Origin of the sequence: Epilithonimonas sp. UC225_85 (assembly GCF_042695135.1) — a bacterium.
In the GTDB taxonomy this organism is placed as follows: Bacteria; Bacteroidota; Bacteroidia; order Flavobacteriales; family Weeksellaceae; genus Epilithonimonas.
Window position 1 is genome coordinate 644,543 of record NZ_CP170547.1, and the last position, 24,344, is coordinate 668,886.

Consider the following 24,344-nt stretch of genomic DNA (forward strand, 5'->3'; position numbering starts at 1 on the left):
GGACACTTTTTTAAGCCTTTGAAAACTCTGTTTTCATCCCAATTATTTACGCACCAGGGTTTAACCCCCGGAATAGGACGGATTACTTTTAAGGTGTTATATCCGGTACAAATTTCCCACAGTATTTTCTGAGGATGTGTTACACGAAAACATAAAATCCAATCATCCGCCCTAAAGGTAAATCAGGATGGTTGCAAAGGACGTTTTGCTTATTGGGTTACGAAAGGACATAAAAAAACCGCCTGAAATAGGCGGTTTATGTTTTTTGACAGTAATGGATTTATATTTTACTTTTTAAATTTTTCCTGCAAATCGGTTTTAAGGATATAAGCATTGAGCAGTCATTATATCAACTCCCAGCTGGTATCACTGGAAAAGTTCTTTGAATTTTTACGGCACAAAGGCGTGAAGAATCTACCCGAAATCAACCTCCGGAGACTGGAAATAGAAAAGATGAAAAGAGAGATATTAAGTGTAGAAGAAATAAAGGAGCTGTACAAAATCATTGATGAACAGGAATGTATCACACCAAAACAGGAAGCACTTAATTATCAGGATAAAGTCATTTTAGCAGTATATTATGGTTGTGGATTAAGAAATAGTGAAGGCAGGGCATTATGTTTAGACGACATCAATCTGGACACACAGATACTTATTGTGAAAAAAGGAAAAGGAAATAAGCAGAGATTAATCCCTTTTAACAATACTGTAAAAGACTGTTTGAAATTATGGATGTATGAATACAGGATGATTTTGTTGAAAGACAAAACGGAATCCCGTTTATTTATCAGCAGTTTAGGGAGACCAGTTTGCGGAAGCACGTTGGGAAACCGATTAAAAAGAATAATCCTTCAAAGTGAAAGCGTAAAACTCAAAGAAAAACATATCGCATTGCACAGTTTAAGGCACAGTATAGCAACGCACTTATTAGCCGGAGGAATGGATATACAGAAAGTTCAGAAATTTTTAGGACACAGCTGTTTAGACAGTACAGAAATATATACACATTTAATTGAAGAAGCATAGGAACGATGGATTTTAAAAACTACTTACAAAATATAGAGCTATCTCCTTCTACAAGGGAAATGTACTATATGCATACAATGAATTTTATATCATTCTTAGATAAAGACAATACCGAAATAGAGAACTGTACAGAAAAAGAAATAATGATGTATCTGCAAAGTTTACAGAAAAATGAATTATCCCAGGCAACAAAGAAACTAAGGATATATGCAATAAAACACTTCTTCGAATATCAGATAGAAACAGGGGAAAGAACAGATAATCCGGCAAAGAGAATAAAAATAAAAGGAACAGTAAAGCAAAGAGTATATCCGAGCATTACAATGCAGGAATTGCAAAATATCTATCAGAACTACGAAATCCCCAAAGTGGACGATAAAAGAAGCCATCACAACTGGTTTGATAATTATAGGATAAGCAGGGAAAGAAACAAAGTGATTTTAGGATTACTGGTTTATCAGGGAATAACGACGGCAGAAATTGGAAGAATATTATTAGAAGACCTGGATTTACGGGCTGGTAAAATAGACATCAGAGGCGGAAGAATAGGCAGGGACAGAACACTGGAACTCAAATCCCACCAGATAATGGATTTAATGGAATACCAATATAAGACAAGAGCAGAATTATTAAAATATCAAAACGATACGCAAACAAAGAAACTCTTCCTAAGTATGCCACCATCAGGGAAAACCAAAACAGAATCTGATGAAACCTTACATATATTTAAACGGCTGACATCAGAATTAAAAGAACAATATCCAAAACTTATCAATCTGCAACACATCAGAACCTCCGTGATTATAAATTGGCTGAAAAAATACAATCTAAGACAGGTACAGTATAAGGCAGGGCATAAAAATATTTACTCCACAGAACTTTATCTAGTAAATGATATAGATGATTTACAAACTGAAATAAACCAATACCATCCGCTCCAATAAAGTCAATTTTTTGCTAACATAAACCTCAATTTTATACATCAAGAATATGAGTAAAATATGTTTTTGCGAACAAAAAGAAGGAATGAAAATTTAAATGGCGTTTAAAAGGTCTTTAAATAGCGTTTAAAAGATTTAGGCGCCTAAAAAAAGGTTTTTTTTATATTACCTTCTCCTAAAGAAAACGAAACTAATAATACGTTTTTTAAAAGAGAAATAAAGGACATAATATCATTCTTTAGGAAAGAAAAAATCCCTAAAACAGAAGAAATGATACCAATGATTGTCCAGAAGTCCATATCACAAATATAATAAAAAAATAAAATGAAAAAGCCAGCCGCCAGCATTTTTAAATAATATCCCGCCCCCACAGCTAAAAAAGACATTTTCCTCCGACGCCTTGCCGAGCTTGCCCAACGCTTTAATGCCACAGCAAATAACATAATCAAAATTATGCGCAATTGCCAACGCAAACCATTGCCCTCCACTCCGCTGAAGCTGCGTTACGTGCAAGCCAGCACCATCTTTGCCCATAATTTGGGATTATGTTAAATGCTTTCCGTTGCTCCGTTTTTTGAAAAAAACTACGCAGCAGCCGCATCTAGCCAACACCTTCCCTGAATCCTCCCAGCCACGGAAAAAGACTTTTTCTGCCAACGCTTCCCGCCCGTTCAAAGGAAAAAATGCCCAGCCGCATAGTGACAACTCCGAATAGATGGAATATCCCCGAATAGAAGAGCCACAGATGTTAAAATGTGGATAAAGCCAAAGCGAATCCCACCGCTATTTTACCCACATTTTAACATCCACAACAACAGCGACAACGAAACCACCTGAACCACAAAAAGAATCGATAATAAAATATATCTTTGTAAAATAATAACCCACCTGGCGGGGTGGGTTATTAAAAATAAAATCGAATAAAGTGATTGTTACTATTATTGGCAATCACTTTTTTTGCTTTTTAGTGCTACTGACTGCAATAACAAAACCTGTCATTGCAATAATAACTAAAAAAAGCAGGGCTAGAAGGGTAATTAAATTATCCATATTTAAAATATAATTTATTTTGTAAAAAAAGTAAAGTCTCTTTTAAAAATGTGTTACACGAAAACGAAAAATCTTTTTTTACAAATATATATCAGCTATTAGTTGAAAAACTTTTTGCTTAACTTAAGTGTTTAGAAAAACTACACACTTTTTTATGAAGCTCTGAATTTACCGATTGAAAATGGAGATATCCCGTAAATGTTCCGAATACGAGCCGAAGATAAGTTAACAAGAGCCATCGGTATGCCCACCAGCTCCCTATGGACTCCTGCGGTGCTAAGATGGCACAGCGAAAAATAAAGGCAAAATAAAAACCCTCTCATCTGAGAGGGCTTACTATACAAAGAAGCTTTGAAACTGTTTAGAAAACGCCAATTATCTGCATCGTATTACCTTGGGACAGTAAATAATCCGTTCCGCTTACTTCTTGGTAAAACTCAATGCCTAAACAGGTCACTACACTTACATCGCTGTCAGGGGTTATTTTATTCGGTATGGTTGCTTCCAGAGAAAAGGTCGCAGGTGCGCTGCCAACAGAGGTTAACTCTCCTGCGGCAGTAGTGCCCAAAGCATTTTGAATAGGATTATCGGGTTCGTAGTTACGAGTACTCTCGTCAAAGCTGTAATCGGAAACCAGTCCGCACGCCAGTACCAGACGAAACTTTGTAGCGCCTGCCGGAGCCTTGATGAAATTGATAGGAACAAAACTTGGAATCTCTACGGATACCGCTGTACGCTCTGCGTTGGCTTCCACTTCGTACGGCGCATTGAAAACGCTGGTAAAGCTAATCTTCTCGTTAAGTTCGAATCCCCTTAGCATCTCTTTGCTGGTGGTCAGCGCAATAGGTCTTTGCCCTCTTATGCCTTCGGCTTTGCTGTTGATGCTTTTGAATATGGCTGTAAGCCTGGCGGCTAAGGTGCTTCCGCCCATAGTCTGGACTACACCGCTCAAAGCGGTTCTCAGAGCTTTAGAAACCTTCGCAGAACCTCCGAACTCTTTATTGTTCTCCCGGGTTCGCACGAAGTTAGCTCCGTTGTTAATCTGTTCTTTGGTAGGTCCTCCGGCTGTTCTGGCAAGGTACTCGCCGTTGGAGGTGTAGAATGACATCCCTCCAATATTACCTACTAATTTAATAATGCCTTTTTGTCTGCTCATAATATGTGGGTTAAAAGGTTACATATCAGAGAAGTAAGCAAAAGTGCAAATATTGGCGTTGCATACAAAAGTAACAAAAAAAACTTTACATTATTGTATGATTATCAGGAAAATAGTAAATTTGTTACCGTCCTGATAGAGAAGATGTAAATAATATTAATTTTTATTGGTGTGCAAAACATACTAAGGGTAAAAATCAAGTGATTAAAAATCAGGACAAGAGTGAACGAAAGGAGGTACAGATTTTTGTCTAAGTTCTATAAACTACAAGTACAACGGTAAAGAACTACAGGAGACCGGAATGTATGATTATGGCGCGAGGTTTTATATGCCGGATATTGGTAGATGGGGTCAATATGACCCGCTTGCCGAAATAACTTTCCAGCCTTATGCTTACACTTATAACAATCCTATTTTCTTTAATGACCCGACTGGGATGATTGGCGAAGATCCACTTCCTCCTGGGGCTGCATCAATCAAGACACTTCCAGGTGGGGAAAAAGAAACACAGATACAGGAAGTTGTTATTACTCAGGAAAAGCCCTTGACAATTCAATCGGCAGGCTTTGCTGGTGGGATGCCTTCAAATTGTGCAATGTGCAATGCACCTGGTAATTTTTTTCCTGCTAGCATCACACCAAGCCAACATCTTCCCGAGCCCTCTAAAGTTTGTTGGCATTGTAATGAAGGCGGTGTAATGATGATGGACAGTGTCTGGGAGGTTCTGGGACTTTCACTGGCTGATGTTAAACCTGAAAACAAATATGCTGCAATGGCATTGGCGACTGCTGCTATTGTTGTTACACGTAGTCCCAATATTGCGAAAGTGGAATTAGCTGCTGAGAGAGCAGAAATAACAGCATTAGCTCATTATTATCCAGCAAATGGTGGAGCTTTAGGCAGTTGGACAGAAACAACTTTAAAGGCTGGAACTCAAATTGATAGATATGGTTTAGGAACAGGCAAGTATTTCTCTCCAATAAATACTCCAAAGGTAATGAGAGCCTTGCCTCCTGATAATATTGGAACGCTTAATAAATTCCAAGTCGTTAAACCATTTACTGTTCAAACATCTAATATTGCACCAGCATTTGGAAAAATGGGAACAGGAGTTCAATATTATTCGCCATTTTTAAACGCAAATGAACTAATAATGGGAGGATATATAATGCCAATACCTTAATAAATATTATGAAAATGCAAGACTTAAAAAACAAGATGAGACTTCTCGCAGATAAAATTAGAACTCCACATAGTTTAATACCAGAAGTAAATGAATCAAATGATTTTGCTAAACCTTACATAGATATGGGTATGGGGGATGTTTTCTACTATGTTATAAGAGAACGTGGCGTAGAGTATGAGAGGATTTTATTTAGAAATGAAAGTGAATTGTTATTTAGAATTTTCAAAGATATTACTTTTGAAATGGCAATAAAATATGAATTAAATAATAGAATTGAAGGTCAAGATTTTAGAATATTATTATTTAAAAAACAAGAAGAATTAATAGCAAAATTAAATTCTGAATGGGCAAAAACGTTAAAAATTGAACATAATGACTATTTAAAATTATAAAAATATCCTCCTACTATTGGAGCTTGGATGCCACCCCCTCCAGAGCTGCCTGCTTTTATCCCTAAAATTTGTTCCTATTGCAATGAAGGAGGTGTAATGATGATGGACAGTGTCTGGGAGGTGCTGGGACTTGCACTGGCTGATGTGAAACCGGAAAACAAATATGGAGCTCTTGCTTTAGGTGCTGCTGCTTTAGTTATCACCCACAATCCTAATATTGTGAAAGCGGAATTGGGAGCAGAAAAAGCAATTGTTTTAGGAGAAGGGATGGGAAGAATTAAACTTGCTACTAAATATTTGCAATCGGAAGGGATAAACGCAAAATGGTATCAGGCTTGGAGCAAAAATTTTGGGAAAAATATGACAGATTTTGAATTAACGGCTGCTAAAGCAAGGAATTCAGCTTGGCTTAATTCTAAAATTGATAAGGGTTATAAAGTTTATGATATAGGTGTAGATGTTAACCGACCTAATAGAAGTCCTTTCTATCAGATAGAACAAGAAATTTTAAAGCAAAGAAATTATCCAACGATAAATTTAAATGGCTATTAATTATGAAAAAACAAGACCTTACAAGTACATTTAATCTAGTAAAGTTAAATTCCGATATTTTATTGTCTAAATATGATTTTAAACTTTCTAATGAACAATTGGAGAAAAACTATATAGAATTTATATACAGAAAAGAGGATTTATATGTGAAATTTGAAGTAAGTTTTCATCCTCGGGATTTTCCATACTATTTTAGAATTATTTTAGGGGAAGGCAGTCTGGATTTTCCAGAAAGTGACTGGAATTCTACTGCTCTTTGGAGAATAGGACAACTTAGTAATCCTTCTTCTCAAGCGGGGTATTATACTATTGAAAATATTAGTGATGTAAAAGAAATTCTAAATAATGCTCTTGAAGATCTTGAAAATATTGGTGCAGATTTTTTACAGGGTAATTTAGCAAAATTTATTATTGCAAGGAAAAATCAAAACATAAATCGAGAGCCCTATAAAATGTATTCTAAAAATAAGGATGAAAAATATCAATTCGAATATGATTCTAAAATTGTAGAATTAAAAAGAAAATACACTTAGATTGCCTAATTAAGTAAGACAATGAAAAAAGAAATTTTTATAAAGCTTAAAGAAACATTAAGAACTTTATTAGAAAGCGTTTTAGAATTAAATGGTAATCATGGAAAATCTATATTAAAGCTTTTAGACATATTAAATCAATATGATTTTAATAATAGATTATATAAGAAAGGAGCTTTGACGAGATATATAATAGATAGTGCAACAGTTGATTTATATTGGAGAAGAGATTGTTGAATTTGATAAAAAAATTTATTAGTTAGCAATAAATATCAAATTAAATCGATGGATAAATCGGCATTACCAGAAGAAGAAATCTTCACTCACAAGCTGCAAAATATAATAAATAGAATAAATGAGGCCTATTATCTAACTGATGGATATAACCAGTCATATAAAATTTTAATTGAAAGCCTTTCAGAAATTCGCAATATTTCGGATTTTTCAATAGAGGCGGATGGAATTCTCTATTTCTTAAGAGATAGTTATGATGGAGATCGTAATGTGGTTGAAGAATTACAAAAACTGCTTTTAAAATATAAGAATAGATAAAATTGACAAAGCTTTTTCTAATAACTATATTGAATAAGATAGAGCAGAATTAAGGAATACAGCTCAACCCAATAAGAAAAAATTTATGGAAGCTTTATTTGAAATAATAATTAGAGGTTTAATTATTAATTTTTTAGGAGTAAATACAAGATATTATTTTTTTAAAATTTTTAATAAAGATTTACAAAAGAAAGATTTAGAAAATAATAAGTCAGATGTATTAGACAGTTTCGGACAAGGATTTTATAATTTTTTCGTTGGACTTAGTGTATTTAGTATATTGTCCATAGGAATTGCTTATTTATTTTATCAAATGGGGATGCTGTAATTTTTTGACAGAATTAGAACACGATAGCGCGGATTTGCAATCCGTGCTTTTTTCATTCCTGATGTAGTTAGGTTTTGCAGGTGGCGGGATGCTATCAAATTGTGCAATGCACCTTGGTAATGTTCCAAACTTAGTGATACCAATAATTATAAGCATTAACCTATTGAAAAATCAATTAAAATACTAAACAAGAAATATTAATAACGAGGGTAGATAAGTCTACCCTCGTTTATTTTTGCAGAAAAACATATCTGATAGTGCAGATTGAAATTCGTGCCTTGTTTACAACCCTCCCATGGCCCGGATCTCTTCCGGGCTTTTTCCTTTGTAGAAATCTTTGGGATCTATTAGTGGCGCCTGCAGATCTTGCAGTTTGTTGAGCTGATGACCTTCGGCAGGCTGCAGGTCGCGCCTTGCAAAAAGGTCATTCGGGGTACAGTCGAGGATTTGGCAGAGGGCCGTCAATTGCCGGAAGTTGATCTGCACCGCTTCGCCATTCAGCATTTTCTGTGCGGACTTTCCGTTGATACCTGCCTTTGTGAGAAAAGCATACGGAAATGTGATCTGTCGGAGTGTCAGGATAGGAGCAAGGTGTAGCACAAGGCTGCTTTGGGAAGGCCGTAGGTTCCCGCGTTTTTTTCTTAACATATCTATTTGTGTTTTTATTAAGGTAAATATACATAGATTTTGGGATAGTGGTAATACAGACCGCCGGAGTAGTATTACAGATTGCCCGACTGGTGTTACAGACTACCGGAGTAGTATTACAGCGTGCCGGAGTAGTGTTACAGATTAGCAGACTAGTGTTACAGATTAGCCGACTAGTGTTACAGACTACCGGAGTGGTATTACAGATGGGTCGAGTAGTATTATAGATGGTTTTTTTCAGATGTGAGTCTCCTGGAAAACCGGAATGTTAGTGTAGAATGTTTAATGGGAGCATCAATCAATAGAACAACCTTGGCTCTCTATTCCCGTGTTGGCTCGTAATAAAATACGGCTGCACCAGAATTCAGCAATTTTGTTTTGATGAGTTTTAACGTAATCCTGTCTTTGATTTCGTCAAATAGTTTTAGTCCTTTCCCTTCGATAACAGGGTGAATACAGATTTGAAATTCATCAATCAGATGACTGTTCAAAAGCTGAATAATCAAACTCCGGCTTCCGATAAGAATGTCCTTTTCTGATTGCTGTTTAAGCTGCAGAACTTCATCCACAAGAGATTTGCCGGCCAGTTTTGCACTGTCCCAACCCGTGTCTTTCAGTGTGGTTGAGAAAACAAGTTTGGGTATTTTGTCTATTGAACGCGCAAACTCGTCCATTGATTTTTCACCGGAAGGTTTTTCCACAAGCTCCTGCCAGAATTGCATCAGCTGATAGGTTGTCCGGCCATATAATATCACATCTGCCTGATCGATCAAATCAGCGTAATGCTGGTGCAGTCCTTCATCTGCAATGCCTGCCGTATGGTCGCAAACGCCGTCCAGTGTCATGTTGAATGCTGCGATTACTTTTGTCATAGGTTATGTGGTGGTGTTTTGGATTATCATATAATGACTGCTGAGGTTTAAAAGCTTTGTGTTAGTTTTTTTTCAAATAAGATACAGATTGCGAATCTGTGATATAAGAATTTCACTATAATTTACTCTAAAAAATGAAGGTTAAGTTTTTATTTCAAAGGATATATCAATGCCTTATCTATTTCGATAGGATTGTTATGTTCCCTCATATACTTTTGTCTTGATTCAGTCAATTCTTTAAACTGACTAATATCTTTAATATCAACACCATTAATGCTATAGGTCTGATTTGGATTTTTATTGAATTGTTCACGGGTATCGTGATATGGATCTTTATACTCGATCATCAACATTTGATTAATGTTTTCCTGGGTCGTTTTTATAGGTTTTTGACCATAAAATCTTTCAACGAAAGGCGTTTTATAAGTAGAAGTCAGTTTAAAACTTTTTACCAAAGTAAAATCAAAATTATTTTGGTCATTATATATTTGAAAAATCATCCCAGGTAAGCCTCGGAATTTGTAGGGGCCTTCAGGAATATCGATTTCTTTGGAAAACCAGGCAATCCAGTTTCTTCCACCAAAAGTTGCGGTAGCTTTCTGTAAAATGTAGTTCTCGAATTTTTTGGTTTCATTACTTAGATTCCAATTTATTTTATCTTCAGTATCGAAAAAAAATACATCATTGATTAATATGTAGTTGCTATGTATGCTGGAATTTTTTGTTCGGATAACAACAGGGGTAGAAGTATCCCAAAGTTGACTATTTTGCCCTTTTGTAATATTGGTTGAATCAATTGTAACGTAGTGATAATTATAAAATTTGACGTTTTCAGGATTTACATCCAGCGTCATATTTTCTTTTGTAAATTCTGTTTGTGTTGGATTTGTTTTAAATTTAAATTCATAAATAAAACGATGAGTCTGGGCGGTAACTGATCCAAAACTAAGGGTGCAAATTAAAATAAATGTTTTCATATGAAATAGTTTTAATGTTTGTTTACTATATATTATAACTTAAAAATAACCATTACTTATATCCAATTTCTCCTCATTTCTGATTATTGATGTAAAATAACAAATTAAAATTATTTATTTTTAACAATTATTCAATAAAAATAACATTAAAATTAGAATTTTATGTTAAATACGAATTATAATATTTGATTTAAGTAAAAAATATTAAATAAATTCATAAATAATATTTGTGTTTTTGATATATTTGGTTTGTTAACAACCTAAAAAAATATTATGACACGTGATGAAGAATCTTATTTTGCAATGGCGCTGAAAACCAAGAATTTCTATGCCCGCAACACTGCTGCAATGGCAGCCATCCCTGCACTTGCAGGACTTTACACCCAGCTTTCAACACTTATTACCACGCTGATCTCAGCAGATACCGGCAGCCGTGCCGATCTTACCGGCTACTCGCTGGACAAAGCATTAAAACGCAAGAATGTGGAGTCCCTGGCCCTCAAAATCAGCAATGCAGTAGCTTCTTTAGCTGCCGTAAACGGCGATTTGATTTTAAAGAAACGCGCCGACTTTTCCAGCAGCAGCTGGTACAGCATCAGTGAGGAAGAACTGGTCACCCAGGCCACCATCATCCGCGATCTTGGACAGACCAATGCCACAGCTATGGCGCCTTATGGCGCTGCAACGGCAGATGTGACGGCACTCACTACCGCTCTCACCACTTTTGTGGATGTCATTACCAACCCGACCCTGGCACTTGACCAGAGAAAAAATGACAACAAAAGAATCCCCGAGATCATAGACCAGATGCGCACTCTGTTCGAAGAAAAGCTGGATGTGGTGATGCGCAGCTATGAGCTGAGCAATGCGTCTCTCTATAATCTGTATCAAAGTGCAAGAGCGATAGACATCAATGGTTCTGCAAGCAAACCGACTGTACTAAAGGATATTCTGCCGGGTTCATTGGTTGCATTGCATCATGCCGATGCTTACAGCATAACTACTTTTTATACCATCCAGAATATGGGCGATCAGGCAGTCGCCTTCAGCCTCAGCACCACAGAAACTACGGAAGGACCGGATCCGGTTTTGCTGTCGGGAGGAGAAACAAGATCCCGGCTTGCAGAGAATCTTGCCGCTGCCGGAACTTATCTTATCGTAAAGAATCCGGGGACGCTTCCTGTGAGTGTGAGACTTTGGGTAGAATAATTTTAAAAATCACAGACCTGAAAAAAGCCGCTTCAGAATTTCTGAAGCGGCTTTGGTTTTATAGAAAGTGAGTGAGATATGTGTTATCCGGAAAAGACAACACTAAAAACCCCCGGAGAATATTCCCGGGGGTTTCGATTGAAAAATTTAACTTGATTATAATGATTTGTTATCTGGTGCGGTTTTTAATGTCTTTGTCTGCGCTGTCTATATCTCTTATTTTCTTAACTTTTTTGTTCCCGAAATTATAAGTTATGCTGAAGTTCACGCTTTGGTTATATTGGTTTTGATTGATGTAATTGAAGTTCCCGTTTTCCTGCTGATCGGTGATGACCACTTTATTTGTTTTCAGAAGGTCATAGATCTCCAGAGTAAAGGTCCAGTCATTCCATACTTTTTTGATGTTGGTGTCCAGGCTCATCAGAGATTTGAGATACCCGATTTCGATCTGCTGGTTATCAACATACCAATAGTTGACGCCAAGGAACCAGGTTTTCTTTTTGTCCAGTCTTATCGTGTTATTGGTCTGGATCAGCAAGCTGTTGGATTTTATTCTGTTGACATAATCCGGAAAAACATCGCCTGTCAATGGATCCGTATTCAGGAAGCCGTTGTTCACATTTCTCTGTACTCCGATGTTGAAATTGGTCGTAAGATACTGTTTGAAGAAGTTTTTCTGCATTCCCAGCATCAGAGACATTTCCTGTTTATCGCCAAAGTTGGTTCTGATGTATCGCAATTCTTTGGTGGTGACACCATCTTTTACCACCTCTCTTTGCAAAGGAACCTGTGTAATCACATCTTTTGATAAAGAATGGTTGAAGATCAGGAAATAAGAATTCTTAAACATATAGGTGAACTCATTGGTATAAACAGAAGACGCTTTTACAAAAGGGTTATTCTGAGTATAATTGACGTCCGTCAGGATGTTTTTCACGGGATTCAGTTCCCAGAAGCTTGGTCTTCTCATTCTGCTGGAGAAGGCGTAAGAGATGTTATTCTTGTCATTGATGGCATAGTTCAGGCTCACATAAGGCAAAAAGTTATTGTAATCTCTTTCGATCCTGCCAAGCGCCGGCGTTGTGGGATTATCCGAGGTTCCGACACTGTTTGTGATCTCATATCGGGATCCGATCTTTCCGGAGAATTTGTCAGAAAATTTCTTTTCAAGGGTCAGATAAAGTCCATAGATATTCTCGTCATAGATAAAGTGATTCGGTGCTAATTTCGGGTTGTCTATTTTATTCCCCTGGCCGTCAAACAATTCTGCTAGATTGCCGTCCTGATCAAAAATAGAAGTTGAACTTTTTGTATCATTGTCGGTTTTTGTTTTGTTAAAATTTCCACCGGCAGAAACTGTAAAATCATTTTTAAATTTCTTGATGTAATCTCCTAAGAATGAGAAGTTATTGATGACTTGTGGCGTGCTTTGACTGATCTGTATCATTTTATTTCCCAGATTCTGAAATGCATCGGAACCATAAGTAATATTATCAGCATTCTGGAAACGTTTGTAGTTAAGATAAGCCGCATTCAGGTTCACTTTACTTCCAAGAGAATCCGTTTTCCATTCGTAATTCAGGTTCAGTGAATTGTTGTAGGAACGGGCATTTTCCAGGTTTTTTGTATAGTTGTAATTGGTTTCCTGCTGGCCTGCATTCATACTTTTTACCGTGTTGAAAAGATTGGATGTAGAACCATTGCTTTTGTTTGCCCAGGAGTTATAGGTCAAAGCCAGATTGCTGTTGTCATTCAGTTGATAATCAATATTTAAGTAACCTCCAAGGTTTTTATTAGGATCAGAAACCCTGCCTTCTGACTGATTGCTGGATTTATCGTTTCCGTTTCTCAGGATATAATATTGCTCCTGAATATTCTGGCTCGTATTGATGTTGGAGCTGATTCCCAGCTTGTCCTTTCTGTAGTTGAGCGAAAGTCCGGCGTAGGAAGAGTTGTAATAACTTTGGGAATTTCCCATTCTCATATTCCCATTCAGTCCGTCCGTCATTTTTTTCTTCAGAACGATGTTGATGATTCCGTCGGAAGATTCTACCTGATATTCACTTCCCGGCAAAGTGATCACTTCGATTTTCTGGATATTTTCAGCCGGCGTATTTTTCAGGAATTGAGTCAGTGACTCGGCATCCATATTGGTTTTTCTACCGTTTATGAAAATGACTGCGTTATTTTTCCCAATGATCTTCAAGGTTTTATCATCTGTTGAAGAAACCAAAGGCGTTTGTTTCAGGATATTGAAAGCAGTATTTCCTTTAGCAACAGGAGATGCGGCAACATCATAAACGAAACGGTCACTTTCCTTTTTGAAGACTTGTTTTGTGATCGTAACAGCTTCTATGTTTTTTGTGGCGGCAGAATCTGTTTTCGGCTTTTCCTGGGCGTTCATATAAATCCCTGAGAAAAATATAGCTGCGATGATTACTTTAGATTTCATAGTTTATTATTTAAAGTTTGAGAGTTTGAGAGTTTTTTTTGATTTAATTAAGTTCTGGATCTGATCGCATCGTTGGCAGATTTCACTTCTCTTGCTTTTTTCAGCTTTTGATTCCCGAAGTTGTAAGTCACATTGATATTAAGTTCTCTTCCGTATTTGAAACTTCTCACACTGTTGTAGCTTCCGTTGGGCTGCAAAGTGCGGATGTCATCAATATTTGAATTCAGGATATCATTCACCTCTACCAGGAATGTGAAATTCCCCAATATTTTCTTGATGTTAAGATCTAAGCTCTGTTGTGTATGTAGTTTTCCTATTTCCATTTCTCTTGACGGCATCAGCCAGTAATTCACGCCCAGATACCAATCTTTTTTTGCAGATAACCTGATGTTGTTATTGGCCTGGAAGAAAGTATTCAGCGTTTTTACATCAATTGTATAAGGCTGCAATATTTCTGTGAATCCTGCAATTGGTTGTGAAGTTGGATCTTTCGTTACGCCTCCGGATAAAGTGGCATATTCAAAATTGGCTGAATAGTTGGTGTTCCAGATGTCGCTAAACCACGATTTGTTCATTCCCAGCGTCAATCCCAATTGTTTGTTGTTGCCGTAGTTGGTTCTGATGTATCTTAAGAATTTAGTTTCCTCGCCGGTTGCATCATTGATCATTGTTCCCTGCAAAGGCAATTGGCTGTAAGCGTTTTCCGCAAAATTGAAACTCAGATTCGCATAGAAAGCATTTTTATACATATAATTGATTTCCTGATTATAATTCCTGGAAGCCTGCATAAAAGGATTATTCTGAATATAATTAGTCGGTGTGAAGTAAGTTCTGGAAGGATTCAATTGTCCAAATCCCGGTCTTCTCACTCTGCTTGAGAAACTATAAGTAATATTGTTATTTTCATTGATGGCATAGTTTAATGTAGCGTAAGGCAAAAGATTGTTATAATCTCTTTCAAAACCGATGTCTGGTTTTCCTACCACATCACCCGTGCTGATCGTAGCTTCGAATCTTGTTCCCAATTTTCCGGAGAATTTTTCAGAGAATTTTCTTTCGTAAGTAACATAAGCACCAATGATATTTTCTTTGTAAATAAAGTGGTTGGAAAGATTGGTGTTATTAATGAAACTGGTTCCGTCGAAATCATCTTGTCTCGTATCGCTGTCTGTATTGGTGAAATTGTAGCTTGTCCCGATCGCAAATGTGCTTTCATTTTTGAATTTCTTGATGTAATCAATATTCGCTGCGTAATTATTAATAATCTGAGGAACTGCTTGTTGGAAAGCGCTGTATTTATTTTTATCAGTGATTACGAAAGGAAATGTCTCGCCAAGACTCACTTTATCTCTGTTGAACCACAGGTAAGAAATGTTTGAACTCAATTTACTTCCAAGCGTATCGGTTTTAATTTCGTAATTCAGGTTGAAATTGTGGTTTCTGGTTTGTGCATCTTCGTGATTCACGGTTCTGTTTGCCAGTTGTCCGTTCTCAAAATTCGTCATATCCAATACAGAGTTGAAACTTTTGTTGTATCTCATATTATAACTGAATCCAAGATTTTGCTTCTTATTGATCTCATAATCGATGTTGATGTTTCCACCGTAATTTTTATTAGGATCGTCCATCGTTCCGTAAGATTCATTTCGGAAAGTAGAATCACCGTTGGTAAGCGTATATTTTTCTCTTTCAGTATAACTTCCCAAATTGAAATTAGAATTGAAAGACCACTTGTTCTGTCTTATGTTAACAGCTATACCGGAGGAAGGATTGTTATAATAACTTTGGCTGTTATTCATTTTCAAAGTTCCGTTGTAGCCATTCGTTTTGCTTTTTTTCATCACGATATTAATGACACCTTCGTTTGCTTCAACCTGAAACTCACTTCCCGGAACGGTTACCACTTCTATTTTCTGGATATTTTCTGATGGTGTATTTTTCAGCATTTCGGTGATGGCTTCAGCATCCATAAGGGTTTTTTTGCCATTGATGTAGAAAACAACGTTGGATTTTCCCATAATCTTAAAGGTTTTTCCATCTGTGCTGGATAGCATTGGTGTCTGCTGCAAAAGATTAAAAGAATTGGTTCCTTTGGCGATGGGAGAGGAAGCCACATCGTAAACAAATCTGTCGGATTTTTTCTGAAAAACTTTTTTACTAAGTTTTACTTCTTCTATATTTTTTGTTTTAGTTGAATCTGTTTTGGTTTGCTGAGCAGACATCATTCCTGAGAAAAAAATAACTGCGATGAGGATCTTGGCTTTCATAATTTATTTTAATTTGAGTAGTTTGTTTTTATTACTATTTAACATTGCAAAGATATATTAATATTTAAGTATTATGCAATACAAAGTAGTAAATAAATTTTATTGATAGATTTAAAGTATTGATTATCAGTTATATAAATTTTTACTCAGTTTATAGATTAGACAATTGAAAGTCAAATTTCATTACATCAAGATTGAAAATAAATTAAAAAAGCCTCTGCAAATTTTTGCAAAGGCCTAATTTTCTAACTATTAAGACTAGAATATTTTTCGAGATTAGAAATATTATGTTAAATCAAAACCGCATTCGGGTTTTCAAATTCTTTATCGTTTTCGAAGTTTGAAAGGCTTGTCAAAGTAGAAGTGGCAATCTGATGTAATGCTTCTTCTGTGAAAAAAGCCTGATGCGCCGTTACCAAAACATTGGGGAAACTCATTAATCTTTGGATCGTGTCATCCTCAATTATCATATGAGAAAGGTCCCGGAAAAACAGTTTCTCTTCCTGTTCATAAACATCGATGCCGAGATAACCGATGTGCTTGGATTTGAGACCATCGATCACGGCTTTCGTATCAATCAGTCCGCCCCGGCTTGTGTTGATGATCATTACATTTTCCTTCATTTTTAAGATCGATTCTTGATTGATGAGATGGTGTGTAGCATCCATCAGCGGACAATGAAGCGAAATAATATCAGACTCCGAAAGCAGTTTGTCCAAAGAATCATATTCAATCCCGAGATCTTTAAGTTCCTGACTTTCTGTAATGTCGTAAGCGAGAATTTTTACACCAAATCCTTTAGCAATTTTCGCAAATGCTTTTCCAATATTTCCGGTCCCGATAACGCCGATTGTCTTCTGATAAAGGTTGAATCCCATCAGTCCATTCAGGGAAAAATTCTGTTCCCGGACTCTGTTGTAGGCTTTATGCGTTTTTCTGTTGAGTGTAAGAATCATCGCCATGGCGTGTTCCGCGACAGCTTCCGGAGAATAAGCGGGAACTCTGGAAACCCGCATTCCGAGACGTTTTGCCGCTTCCAGATCTACATTGTTGAAACCTGCGCAGCGCAAAGCGATATATTTTACACCTTTTTTGGAAAGAGATTCCAGAACTTCGGCGTTCAAAGTATCATTCACAAAAGCACAGACCGCATCGGAATGTTCTATCACATTCAGGATATGCGGACCTAGATGCGTTTCAAAATAATCAAGTTCAAAATTGAAATCCTGATTGACTTTGTCAAAGAATTCCTTGTCATAAGGTTTGGAAGAGAAGAAGGTGATTTTCATTCCTTAAAGTTATGAAATTCAGTTTCAAAAATATTTTTTTTCTAATTGATTTTCATCATTGATCCCGATTTTTCTTCGTCAGTTTTTTATCAATCCAGATGGTGGCAAATGGGAAAAAAGCAGCACACAAAGCAAAAATAGAATCCTCGTCATCCCAAGAATATATTTTTCTAATCGCAGGAAGAAAGATGAGGTAAAGCGTGAAAAAAAATCCGTGAATGCTCCCAATAGTGCTGATGTAGATAATTGCGAAAAGACCTTCCGGATCAAGGCGAATCCAAACCATCGCTGTGAATAATAAAAACCAGGAAACAGCTTCTGCGACACAAATCTGCTTAAACCATTTGACGATTTTTTCTTCCGGATATTTTGAGTAGTATTTTTCTATGAAGTTCATATCAAAGCAAAGATAAAAGAATGGGACAAAGAACATTAAACTTATCTATTTATAAAAACTGCTTCCATCCAGATAATCAAAAACTTCCGGCGGCAGCATTGGTCGTACATTTTTGCCTTCTTTTATCATATTCCGGATCTCTGTAGCAGACAATTCAATGATTGGTGCATTGATTTGATGGATATTTTCGTGCTGCAAAATTGCTAGTCTGAAGCTTTCGGAGACCGGATCTTTTTTATCTTCATCAGAAATTCTCGGATAAATAATAATCTGATATTTCTCAATAAGCAATTCGTAATTTTTCCATTTGTGAAGACTTCCCAAATTATCCTCACCCATAATTAATGAAAAGGAAAAGTCTGGAAATTTCTCATTGAGATAAGTCAAAGTATCAATTGTATAACTTGGAACGGGCAAAGAAAACTCGACATTTGAAGCCCGCATTTTTGGATAATTTTTAATGGCTAATTGTACCATATCCAAACGGTTATGATCCTTAAGCAGAGATTTTTTATCCTTGAATGGATTCTGAGGACTCACCACAAACCACAGTTGTTCCATGTCAGAATTTTCAAGAATGTAATTCCCTAAAATCAAATGCCCAATGTGAACAGGATTGAAGGAGCCAAAAAAAAGCCCGATTTTCTTACGGTTTTCCAAAATTATACAGGGTTTTGAGCCTCAAATTTAAACCAATTAGTTTAATTGTAAACCAAATTAAGTTGTTCCAAAATGGAAAAAATTATTATTAAACGTGTTTTTATTCAAAAAATTTGGGAAAAAGGAATTTGAAACAGAATCTTTACGGTGTAAAGTTGTAATGAAATTTTACTACTGTTGAAGGATCAAAACAGAATATCATACAAAAAATAATAAAACAATAATTGATGATGACAAAAAACTCCCGATTTAAATTTGAATCGGGAGTTTTTGTTTTAGACTTAATCATGGAAAACAACATCCCGGATATTCAGAAAATGTGAAACATTTCCTTTCCAGTGATTTTCCTCGATTGTAAAAGCAAGATCAAAAGTTTTGGTTCTGAAATCATCCGCAAATTGTCCGAATCGGAAACCTACACACTCAATATTTCTTCCGGTTGTTGGCTGCGAAATATTAAATTTGAGGTGCGTGCTTTCTTTCCCCATCAATTTTACATAACCGCTTACTTTTTGGTTTCTAAGTACCAAAACCGGTTTCATATTGTGAGGTCCGAAAGGTGCCAGTTTTCTGTGGAAATTAATAAATTCCCGATTAAGATCTTCCGGATTTACAATACTATCGATGAGAATAGAAGGCTCTCTTTGATGATGCTGAATATTATTTTTCACATAATCCTCGAACCGGATTTTAAACTCATCAAATTTTTCTTTTTCCATAGAAAGCCCTGCTGCAGCCTGATGTCCGCCGAATTTCATAAAAAGATCGGAACAGAATTCCAAAGCTTTGTGAATGTCAAAATCAGAAACCGATCTCGCAGACGCAACCATTTCGCCATTGTTTCCCTCTGTGAAAACCAAAGTGGGTTTGAAGTAGTTTTCAATTAATCTGGAAGCAACAATCCCGATCACGCCTTTGTTCCAGCTTGGATCATAGACAATCGTGGAATAACATTCGGTTTTTTGAAGTTCAAGCGCTTGGCTCATCGCCGATTGCGTGATATTGATGTCCATTTCACGGCGTTCATCATTCAGATTGATGATGTTTTCAACAATTTGCTGAGCCTGTTTCAGGTTGTCAGAAATCATCAGTTCTACAGAAGCTTTGGCGTGAGAAATTCTTCCCGCTGCATTGATTTTCGGGGCGATATCAAACACGATATTGGATATTTCAAAATGTGCTAATTTCTCTTCAGGAATCAATAATCTTAACCCAAATTTTCTTGTTTTTCTAAGGAATTTTAAACCCTGCATCGCCAGAACCCGATTTTCACCAGTCATTGCAACAATGTCGGAAGCGATACTGATGGCGAGTAGATCTGTCAATTCAAACAATTCACTTTCCGGGATTTTGTAGATCGTATTAAGACCTTGACAAAGCTTGAAACCAACACCGCAACCGCTCAATTCTTTATAAGGATATCGGCAGTCTTTTCTTTTTGGATCCAGAACTGCAACGGCATTAGGAAGTTTTTCGCCAGGTAAATGGTGATCACAAATGATAAAATCAACGCCAACAGAATTGGCATAATCTATTTTGTCCACAGATTTGATCCCGCAATCCAAAGCAATAATTAATGAAAATCCGTTGTCTCTGGCGAAGTCAATTCCTTCATCGGAGATCCCATAACCTTCGACATTTCTGTCCGGGATATAAAAATCAAGATATTTTTTATCAACTATTTTGCTGAGATACAGATACATAAGGGCGACAGACGTTGTTCCATCCACATCATAATCGCCGTAAACCAATATTTTTTCTCCGTTTTCTATAGACGTTGCAATGCGTTCTACTGCTTTTTGCATATCGGCCATCAGAAAAGGATTGTGAATGTCTGTGCCGTTTGGTTTGAAGAATTCGCGGGCTTTTTGATAATTATCGATGCCGCGCATGACCAGGATTTTGGATTCTAAAGTTCCAAAACCAATAGAAGAAATTAATCCATCAACAATCTCTTCGTCCGGCTCAGTTTTGTAGATCCATTTTTGACTCATAGCTACAAAAGTAATGAAAAAATTATCGATAAGAAATTAAAAAAGCTGCCAATTTGATTGACAGCCTGTATTAAAGTTGAAAATTATATCTTTAATTTTTAATGAATTTTTTGGTTTCAATTCCTGATTTTGTTTCTATAGAAATAATGTAATTTCCTTTTGCGAAAGAAGAAATATCGATCTTGAAAGCTTTATCAGAGTTGTTTTCAGTTTTAATTAATGAACCTTTGATGTCATATATTTTTATTGAATTAATTACTTCATCAGATTTGATATTAATGAAATCGGAAGTTGGATTTGGGAAGATATTGATTTGGATTTTACTCATATCATTTACAGCTAACTGATCCATATCTTTAATGATAATATTGTCAACAATATAACCACTGTTATAATTGTCAAATTCAAAATTGAGTTCGTTGGTTCTGAAGATCTTACTGCTCAACGGACTTGTGAAAACCAATTGATTGTCAATATAATATTTCACATCTTTGTTAGTAACGTGATCAATTTCCATTCTGAGATTATACCACTTTCCTTCGATCCAATCGCCAACATATTTGGCGGCTTCGTCACTGTCTGCAATGATTTCCGCTTCATAACCAAAGAAGAATCCACCAGCCCAGGAATAGACGCCATTATTGTTATAATAAAGAGACAACATATAATAATCTGAACTGTCCAGTTTTTCCAGCTTCACATCTGCAGAAATCGAAATCCTGTTGTATTCCGGGATTTTTTTGAAGAGATAAGAGAGTTCTTCCGTGTAATTTCCGTTGCTGGTAACTTGTACAGAATTCGTGCCTTCTGTCGAGTTTCCTTTAATGACTTTGAAGTTACTATTCGGAATATCGGTTTTAACGGTCCATTCTTTTTGACCTACAACAGTTCCAAGATTATAGCCTTCGGAAGTTTCAAAAGAAATTTTTTGTTGCTGAGCAGATAATAAAATTGATAAAAAAGCAGCTGCTAAAGAGAATAAAAATTTTGTCATAGATCAAATTAAAAAGGGTAGCGAATTTAGAAAAATAATTTTAATACCACATTTAAGATTCTGAAAATTAAAGCTCCGTAGGAGCGATATGTTTGTAGTAATAATATTATGGATGAGAATTCCGTAGGAATTCAATGCTTTTAAGGAATCAATCTTGAAATTCCAATAAATTAATTCATAATCAATAAAAAAACCTTCCGAAAAATATCGAAAGGTTCTATTTTAAAGTCTATTCTTTATCTGCGAATCTATTTCATATGATTCATCACATTAGCATCAATGTTGACACCAATTCCCTGCGCCACTCTCATCCCAAGTTCGATATTCGCACGGAAAAAGTGGCAAAGCTGACGGTTGATAATCTCATCACGTTTTGGTCCGTCTACGCCGCCAAGATGTCCGACGATGTTATTTACCAAAGCTGTTCTGGCATCTGCATCCAAAGCTTTTGTGTAAAATAATCCGGGTTGGGTGTAATGGTCATCGTCATTTTGGTTTCTGTCGAAATGTGCCACTCGGGAATTATCAAGATCATATTCCAGATTCTTGTAAGATTCCGTTGGTTCCACATCACTGAAACTGTTTGGGAAATAATTCGGTTTGTCGCCATAGTCAGAATCGTCTGCCATATGTCCGCCTCTTTGGAAATTGTTGACGGCAAATGGACATTTGTTAACTTCAAGCTGATGAGAATTGACGCCTACTCTGTATCTGTGCGCATCGGCGTAAGAAAATAATCTTCCCTGGAGCATTTTGTCGGGAGAAAAACTGATCCCATCAACCAAATGACTTGGTGCAAAAGCGGATTGTTCTACATGAACGAAATAATTTCTAGGCACTTCATTCAGTTCCATTACACCGACTTCCTGCATCGGAAACTCGTCGTGAAACCAGACTTTCGTTACATCAAATGGATTCCAGCGCCATTCTTTTGCCTGCTCTTCTGTCATCGTCTGGATGTAGAGTGTCCATTTTGGGAAATCTCCTTTTTCAATGGCGTTTACCAGATCTTCCTGAGAAAAGTCCGGATTTTCGCCTTTCATTTTTACCGCATCATCATCAGAGAAGTTTTTGATGCCTTGCTGTGTTTTGAAATGAAATTTGACCCAGGTTCTTTCATTTTTTTCATTAATTAAAGAAAAAGTGTGGCTTCCAAATCCATGCATATGACGATAACCGTGAGGTGTTCCTCTGTCAGACATTAAAATTAAAACCTGATGAAGCGATTCCGGATTAAGAGACCAAAAATCCCACATCATCGTCTTACTTTTCAAATTGGTCTTGGGAACACGCTTTTGTGTATGGATAAAATCCGGGAATTTTTTAGCGTCCTTAATAAAGAAAACCGGTGTGTTGTTTCCAACCAAATCCCAGTTTCCGTCTTCTGTATAAAACTTCAAAGCGAAACCTCTTGGATCTCTTTCTGTATCTGCACTTCCCATTTCGCCTCCAACTGTTGAAAATCTAGCAAACATTCTGCAGGAGTTTCCAACATTTGAAAAAAGTTTAGCTCTTGTCAAATGACTGATATCGTGTGTTACCGTAAAAGTTCCGTATGCGCCGGAACCTTTGGCATGAACGATTCTTTCCGGGATTCTTTCTCTTACGAAATGTGCAAGATTCTCCTGAAGAATAAAATCCTGTAACAAAACCGGACCTCTTGGACCAACAGTCTGCGAATCCTGGTGCTCAAAATAAGGAGCACCTACAGAATTGGTGAGTTTTTTTTTATTTTCCATATTTCAGATTATATTGATGTATGATATTTTAAAGCTAAATTCGATAAAAAAACTTATTCATGAAACAAATTAATAAGTATATTTGTCATAGATAAAATAAATTACAAGTCGTGAATATCCAACAATTAGAATACTTAATTGCAGTAGATAAATATAAGCATTTTGGCAAAGCTGCACAAGCATGTTTATCACTCAGCCAACACTCAGCGCAATGATCCAGAAGTTTGAAGATGAGCTGGATGTCAAGATTTTTGACAGAACGACACATCCAATCAGAACGACTGATGCCGGCGCAGAACTCATCAAAGAAGCTCAAAAAATCATAGATGCAGTGATGGAACTCAAGAGCAAGGCTAATTTCCTTAATAATATTCTTGCGGGTAAACTTAATCTCGGAATTATCCCTACGGTTTCGACTTATATTCTTCCAAACGAAATCTTTAGTTTTCTGAATAAAAATCCTCAGATAGAACTCAATATCAAAGAGATGACGACTGAGAGCATCATCAAATCTTTGAAATCCGGAGAGTTGGATGCCGGAATTATCTCGACACCTTATTCCGCTGCTGACGAGTTTTACCAGGATTTTCTTTTCAATGAAGAATTGATGCTTTATTCAGGTACAGAATCCGGACAAAAGAAAGACTGTTTCGTGGTTCCGGAAGATATTGATGTGAACAAGGTCTGGCTTCTTGAAGAAGGAAATTGTCTCAGAACTCAATTTGAAAATATATGCCATCTTAAGGAAAACTCTCTTAAGCCAAAAAACCTTGAATTCCTCGCTTCGAATGTCAATACATTAATCCAGATGGTTGATAAAGTTGGTGGAATTACGATATTGTCGGAAATTGGTGTTCAGCAATTATCATCAGAACAGAAAGAGAAAGTTTCCAGATTTATCAAACCATTTCCTTACAGAGAGATCAGCTTAATCTATTATAAGCCAACTTATAAACAAAAGATCATTGATGAATTGATTTCAGAAATTCGTGTGTCTATGGAGCAAAAGCTTAATTTTTATAAAGACCAGGAAAACTATGTCAGCATAAAACCTGAATAAATTCATACTGGGTTAGTAGTAATTGATTTTGTAATCTAAAAAATAGTACGTAAATTTGCAGACGATTTTG

Annotated in this window: 23 protein-coding genes and 1 pseudogene; 11 read left to right on the plus strand and 13 right to left on the minus strand. The window is 36.4% G+C overall.

From position 1 onward, the window contains the following. Window positions 1-333: 333 nt before the first annotated feature. On the plus strand, window positions 334-1,026 hold the full coding sequence (locus tag ACFJGY_RS03060; protein WP_379968011.1) for a tyrosine-type recombinase/integrase: 693 nt from the start codon (window positions 334-336) through the stop codon (window positions 1,024-1,026). 5 nt (window positions 1,027-1,031) lie between these two features. Beyond that, the gene (locus ACFJGY_RS03065) at window positions 1,032-1,970 is read left to right on the plus strand and encodes a tyrosine-type recombinase/integrase (protein WP_379968013.1); all 939 of its coding nucleotides are present in this window, start codon (window positions 1,032-1,034) and stop codon (window positions 1,968-1,970) included. A 297-nt stretch (window positions 1,971-2,267) separates the two neighbouring features. On the opposite strand, the gene ACFJGY_RS03070 is transcribed toward ACFJGY_RS03065, so the two are convergent. Both ACFJGY_RS03070 and ACFJGY_RS03075 read right to left on the minus strand, forming a co-directional pair. Next, window positions 2,268-2,501: a hypothetical protein gene (locus tag ACFJGY_RS03070; protein WP_379968015.1), complete on the minus strand. Its 234-nt coding sequence runs from the start codon at window positions 2,499-2,501 to the stop codon at window positions 2,268-2,270. Window positions 2,502-3,378: 877 nt separating this feature from the next. Further along, complete coding sequence (locus ACFJGY_RS03075) at window positions 3,379-4,038, minus strand: hypothetical protein (protein ID WP_379968017.1); 660 nt, start codon at window positions 4,036-4,038, stop codon at window positions 3,379-3,381. A gap of 394 nt (window positions 4,039-4,432) precedes the next feature. Between ACFJGY_RS03075 and ACFJGY_RS03080 the strand changes: the two genes are divergently transcribed. The 7 genes from ACFJGY_RS03080 (at window position 4,433) to ACFJGY_RS03110 (ending at window position 7,716) form a co-directional block, all read left to right on the plus strand. Further along, window positions 4,433-5,356, plus strand: coding sequence for a glycohydrolase toxin TNT-related protein (locus ACFJGY_RS03080; protein ID WP_379970093.1), 924 nt, complete (start codon window positions 4,433-4,435; stop codon window positions 5,354-5,356). A gap of 8 nt (window positions 5,357-5,364) precedes the next feature. Next, window positions 5,365-5,751: an Imm63 family immunity protein gene (locus ACFJGY_RS03085; protein ID WP_379968019.1), complete on the plus strand. Its 387-nt coding sequence runs from the start codon at window positions 5,365-5,367 to the stop codon at window positions 5,749-5,751. 96 nt (window positions 5,752-5,847) lie between these two features. Next, entirely contained in the window at window positions 5,848-6,303 is a 456-nt protein-coding gene (locus tag ACFJGY_RS03090; protein ID WP_379968021.1) for a hypothetical protein, read from the plus strand. Between the two features lie 2 nt (window positions 6,304-6,305). Continuing rightward, window positions 6,306-6,836, plus strand: a complete 531-nt coding sequence (locus tag ACFJGY_RS03095) for a hypothetical protein (RefSeq protein ID WP_379968023.1) — start codon at window positions 6,306-6,308, stop codon at window positions 6,834-6,836. A 21-nt stretch (window positions 6,837-6,857) separates the two neighbouring features. After that, window positions 6,858-7,073: a hypothetical protein gene (locus ACFJGY_RS03100; protein ID WP_379968025.1), complete on the plus strand. Its 216-nt coding sequence runs from the start codon at window positions 6,858-6,860 to the stop codon at window positions 7,071-7,073. Window positions 7,074-7,121: 48 nt separating this feature from the next. Beyond that, a complete protein-coding gene (locus ACFJGY_RS03105; RefSeq protein ID WP_379968027.1) occupies window positions 7,122-7,388 on the plus strand; it encodes a hypothetical protein in 267 nt (88 codons plus the stop codon). Window positions 7,389-7,473: 85 nt separating this feature from the next. Beyond that, a complete protein-coding gene (locus ACFJGY_RS03110) occupies window positions 7,474-7,716 on the plus strand; it encodes a hypothetical protein (protein WP_379968029.1) in 243 nt (80 codons plus the stop codon). 282 nt (window positions 7,717-7,998) lie between these two features. Here the strand turns inward: ACFJGY_RS03110 and ACFJGY_RS03115 are convergent, their stop codons facing one another. From ACFJGY_RS03115 to ACFJGY_RS03125, 3 genes are all read right to left on the minus strand, one after another. Further along, window positions 7,999-8,364 carry a helix-turn-helix domain-containing protein gene (locus ACFJGY_RS03115; RefSeq protein ID WP_379968031.1) on the minus strand — a complete coding sequence of 122 codons (366 nt, stop codon included), beginning with the start codon at window positions 8,362-8,364 and terminating at the stop codon, window positions 7,999-8,001. A 320-nt stretch (window positions 8,365-8,684) separates the two neighbouring features. Then, window positions 8,685-9,236, minus strand: a complete 552-nt coding sequence (locus ACFJGY_RS03120; protein WP_379968033.1) for a dihydrofolate reductase family protein — start codon at window positions 9,234-9,236, stop codon at window positions 8,685-8,687. A gap of 149 nt (window positions 9,237-9,385) precedes the next feature. Next, window positions 9,386-10,213 carry a GLPGLI family protein gene (locus tag ACFJGY_RS03125; RefSeq protein ID WP_379968035.1) on the minus strand — a complete coding sequence of 276 codons (828 nt, stop codon included), beginning with the start codon at window positions 10,211-10,213 and terminating at the stop codon, window positions 9,386-9,388. 483 nt (window positions 10,214-10,696) lie between these two features. On the opposite strand from ACFJGY_RS03125, the gene ACFJGY_RS03130 reads away from it, so the two are divergent. Next, window positions 10,697-11,422, plus strand: coding sequence for a hypothetical protein (locus ACFJGY_RS03130; protein WP_379968037.1), 726 nt, complete (start codon window positions 10,697-10,699; stop codon window positions 11,420-11,422). 169 nt (window positions 11,423-11,591) lie between these two features. Here the strand turns inward: ACFJGY_RS03130 and ACFJGY_RS03135 are convergent, their stop codons facing one another. The 8 genes from ACFJGY_RS03135 to ACFJGY_RS03170 all read right to left on the minus strand — a co-directional run bounded on the left by ACFJGY_RS03135 (window position 11,592) and on the right by ACFJGY_RS03170 (window position 23,214). Continuing rightward, window positions 11,592-13,874, minus strand: a complete 2,283-nt coding sequence (locus ACFJGY_RS03135; protein WP_379968039.1) for a TonB-dependent receptor domain-containing protein — start codon at window positions 13,872-13,874, stop codon at window positions 11,592-11,594. Between the two features lie 47 nt (window positions 13,875-13,921). Continuing rightward, the gene (locus tag ACFJGY_RS03140) at window positions 13,922-16,141 is read right to left on the minus strand and encodes a TonB-dependent receptor domain-containing protein (RefSeq protein WP_379968041.1); all 2,220 of its coding nucleotides are present in this window, start codon (window positions 16,139-16,141) and stop codon (window positions 13,922-13,924) included. Window positions 16,142-16,431: 290 nt separating this feature from the next. Then, the gene (locus tag ACFJGY_RS03145; RefSeq protein ID WP_379968043.1) at window positions 16,432-17,430 is read right to left on the minus strand and encodes a 2-hydroxyacid dehydrogenase; all 999 of its coding nucleotides are present in this window, start codon (window positions 17,428-17,430) and stop codon (window positions 16,432-16,434) included. A 55-nt stretch (window positions 17,431-17,485) separates the two neighbouring features. After that, window positions 17,486-17,827, minus strand: a complete 342-nt coding sequence (locus ACFJGY_RS03150) for a DUF3817 domain-containing protein (protein ID WP_379968045.1) — start codon at window positions 17,825-17,827, stop codon at window positions 17,486-17,488. Window positions 17,828-17,872: 45 nt separating this feature from the next. After that, entirely contained in the window at window positions 17,873-18,487 is a 615-nt protein-coding gene (gene nadD / locus ACFJGY_RS03155) for a nicotinate (nicotinamide) nucleotide adenylyltransferase (RefSeq protein ID WP_379968047.1), read from the minus strand. A gap of 281 nt (window positions 18,488-18,768) precedes the next feature. Further along, the gene (recJ, locus tag ACFJGY_RS03160) at window positions 18,769-20,481 is read right to left on the minus strand and encodes a single-stranded-DNA-specific exonuclease RecJ (protein WP_379968049.1); all 1,713 of its coding nucleotides are present in this window, start codon (window positions 20,479-20,481) and stop codon (window positions 18,769-18,771) included. Between the two features lie 91 nt (window positions 20,482-20,572). Further along, on the minus strand, window positions 20,573-21,475 hold the full coding sequence (locus tag ACFJGY_RS03165; RefSeq protein WP_379968051.1) for a T9SS type A sorting domain-containing protein: 903 nt from the start codon (window positions 21,473-21,475) through the stop codon (window positions 20,573-20,575). A 248-nt stretch (window positions 21,476-21,723) separates the two neighbouring features. Beyond that, window positions 21,724-23,214, minus strand: coding sequence for a catalase (locus ACFJGY_RS03170; RefSeq protein ID WP_379968053.1), 1,491 nt, complete (start codon window positions 23,212-23,214; stop codon window positions 21,724-21,726). A gap of 110 nt (window positions 23,215-23,324) precedes the next feature. On the opposite strand from ACFJGY_RS03170, the pseudogene ACFJGY_RS03175 reads away from it, so the two are divergent. After that, window positions 23,325-24,274, plus strand: a pseudogene (locus tag ACFJGY_RS03175) (LysR substrate-binding domain-containing protein). Window positions 24,275-24,344 lie beyond the last annotated feature (70 nt).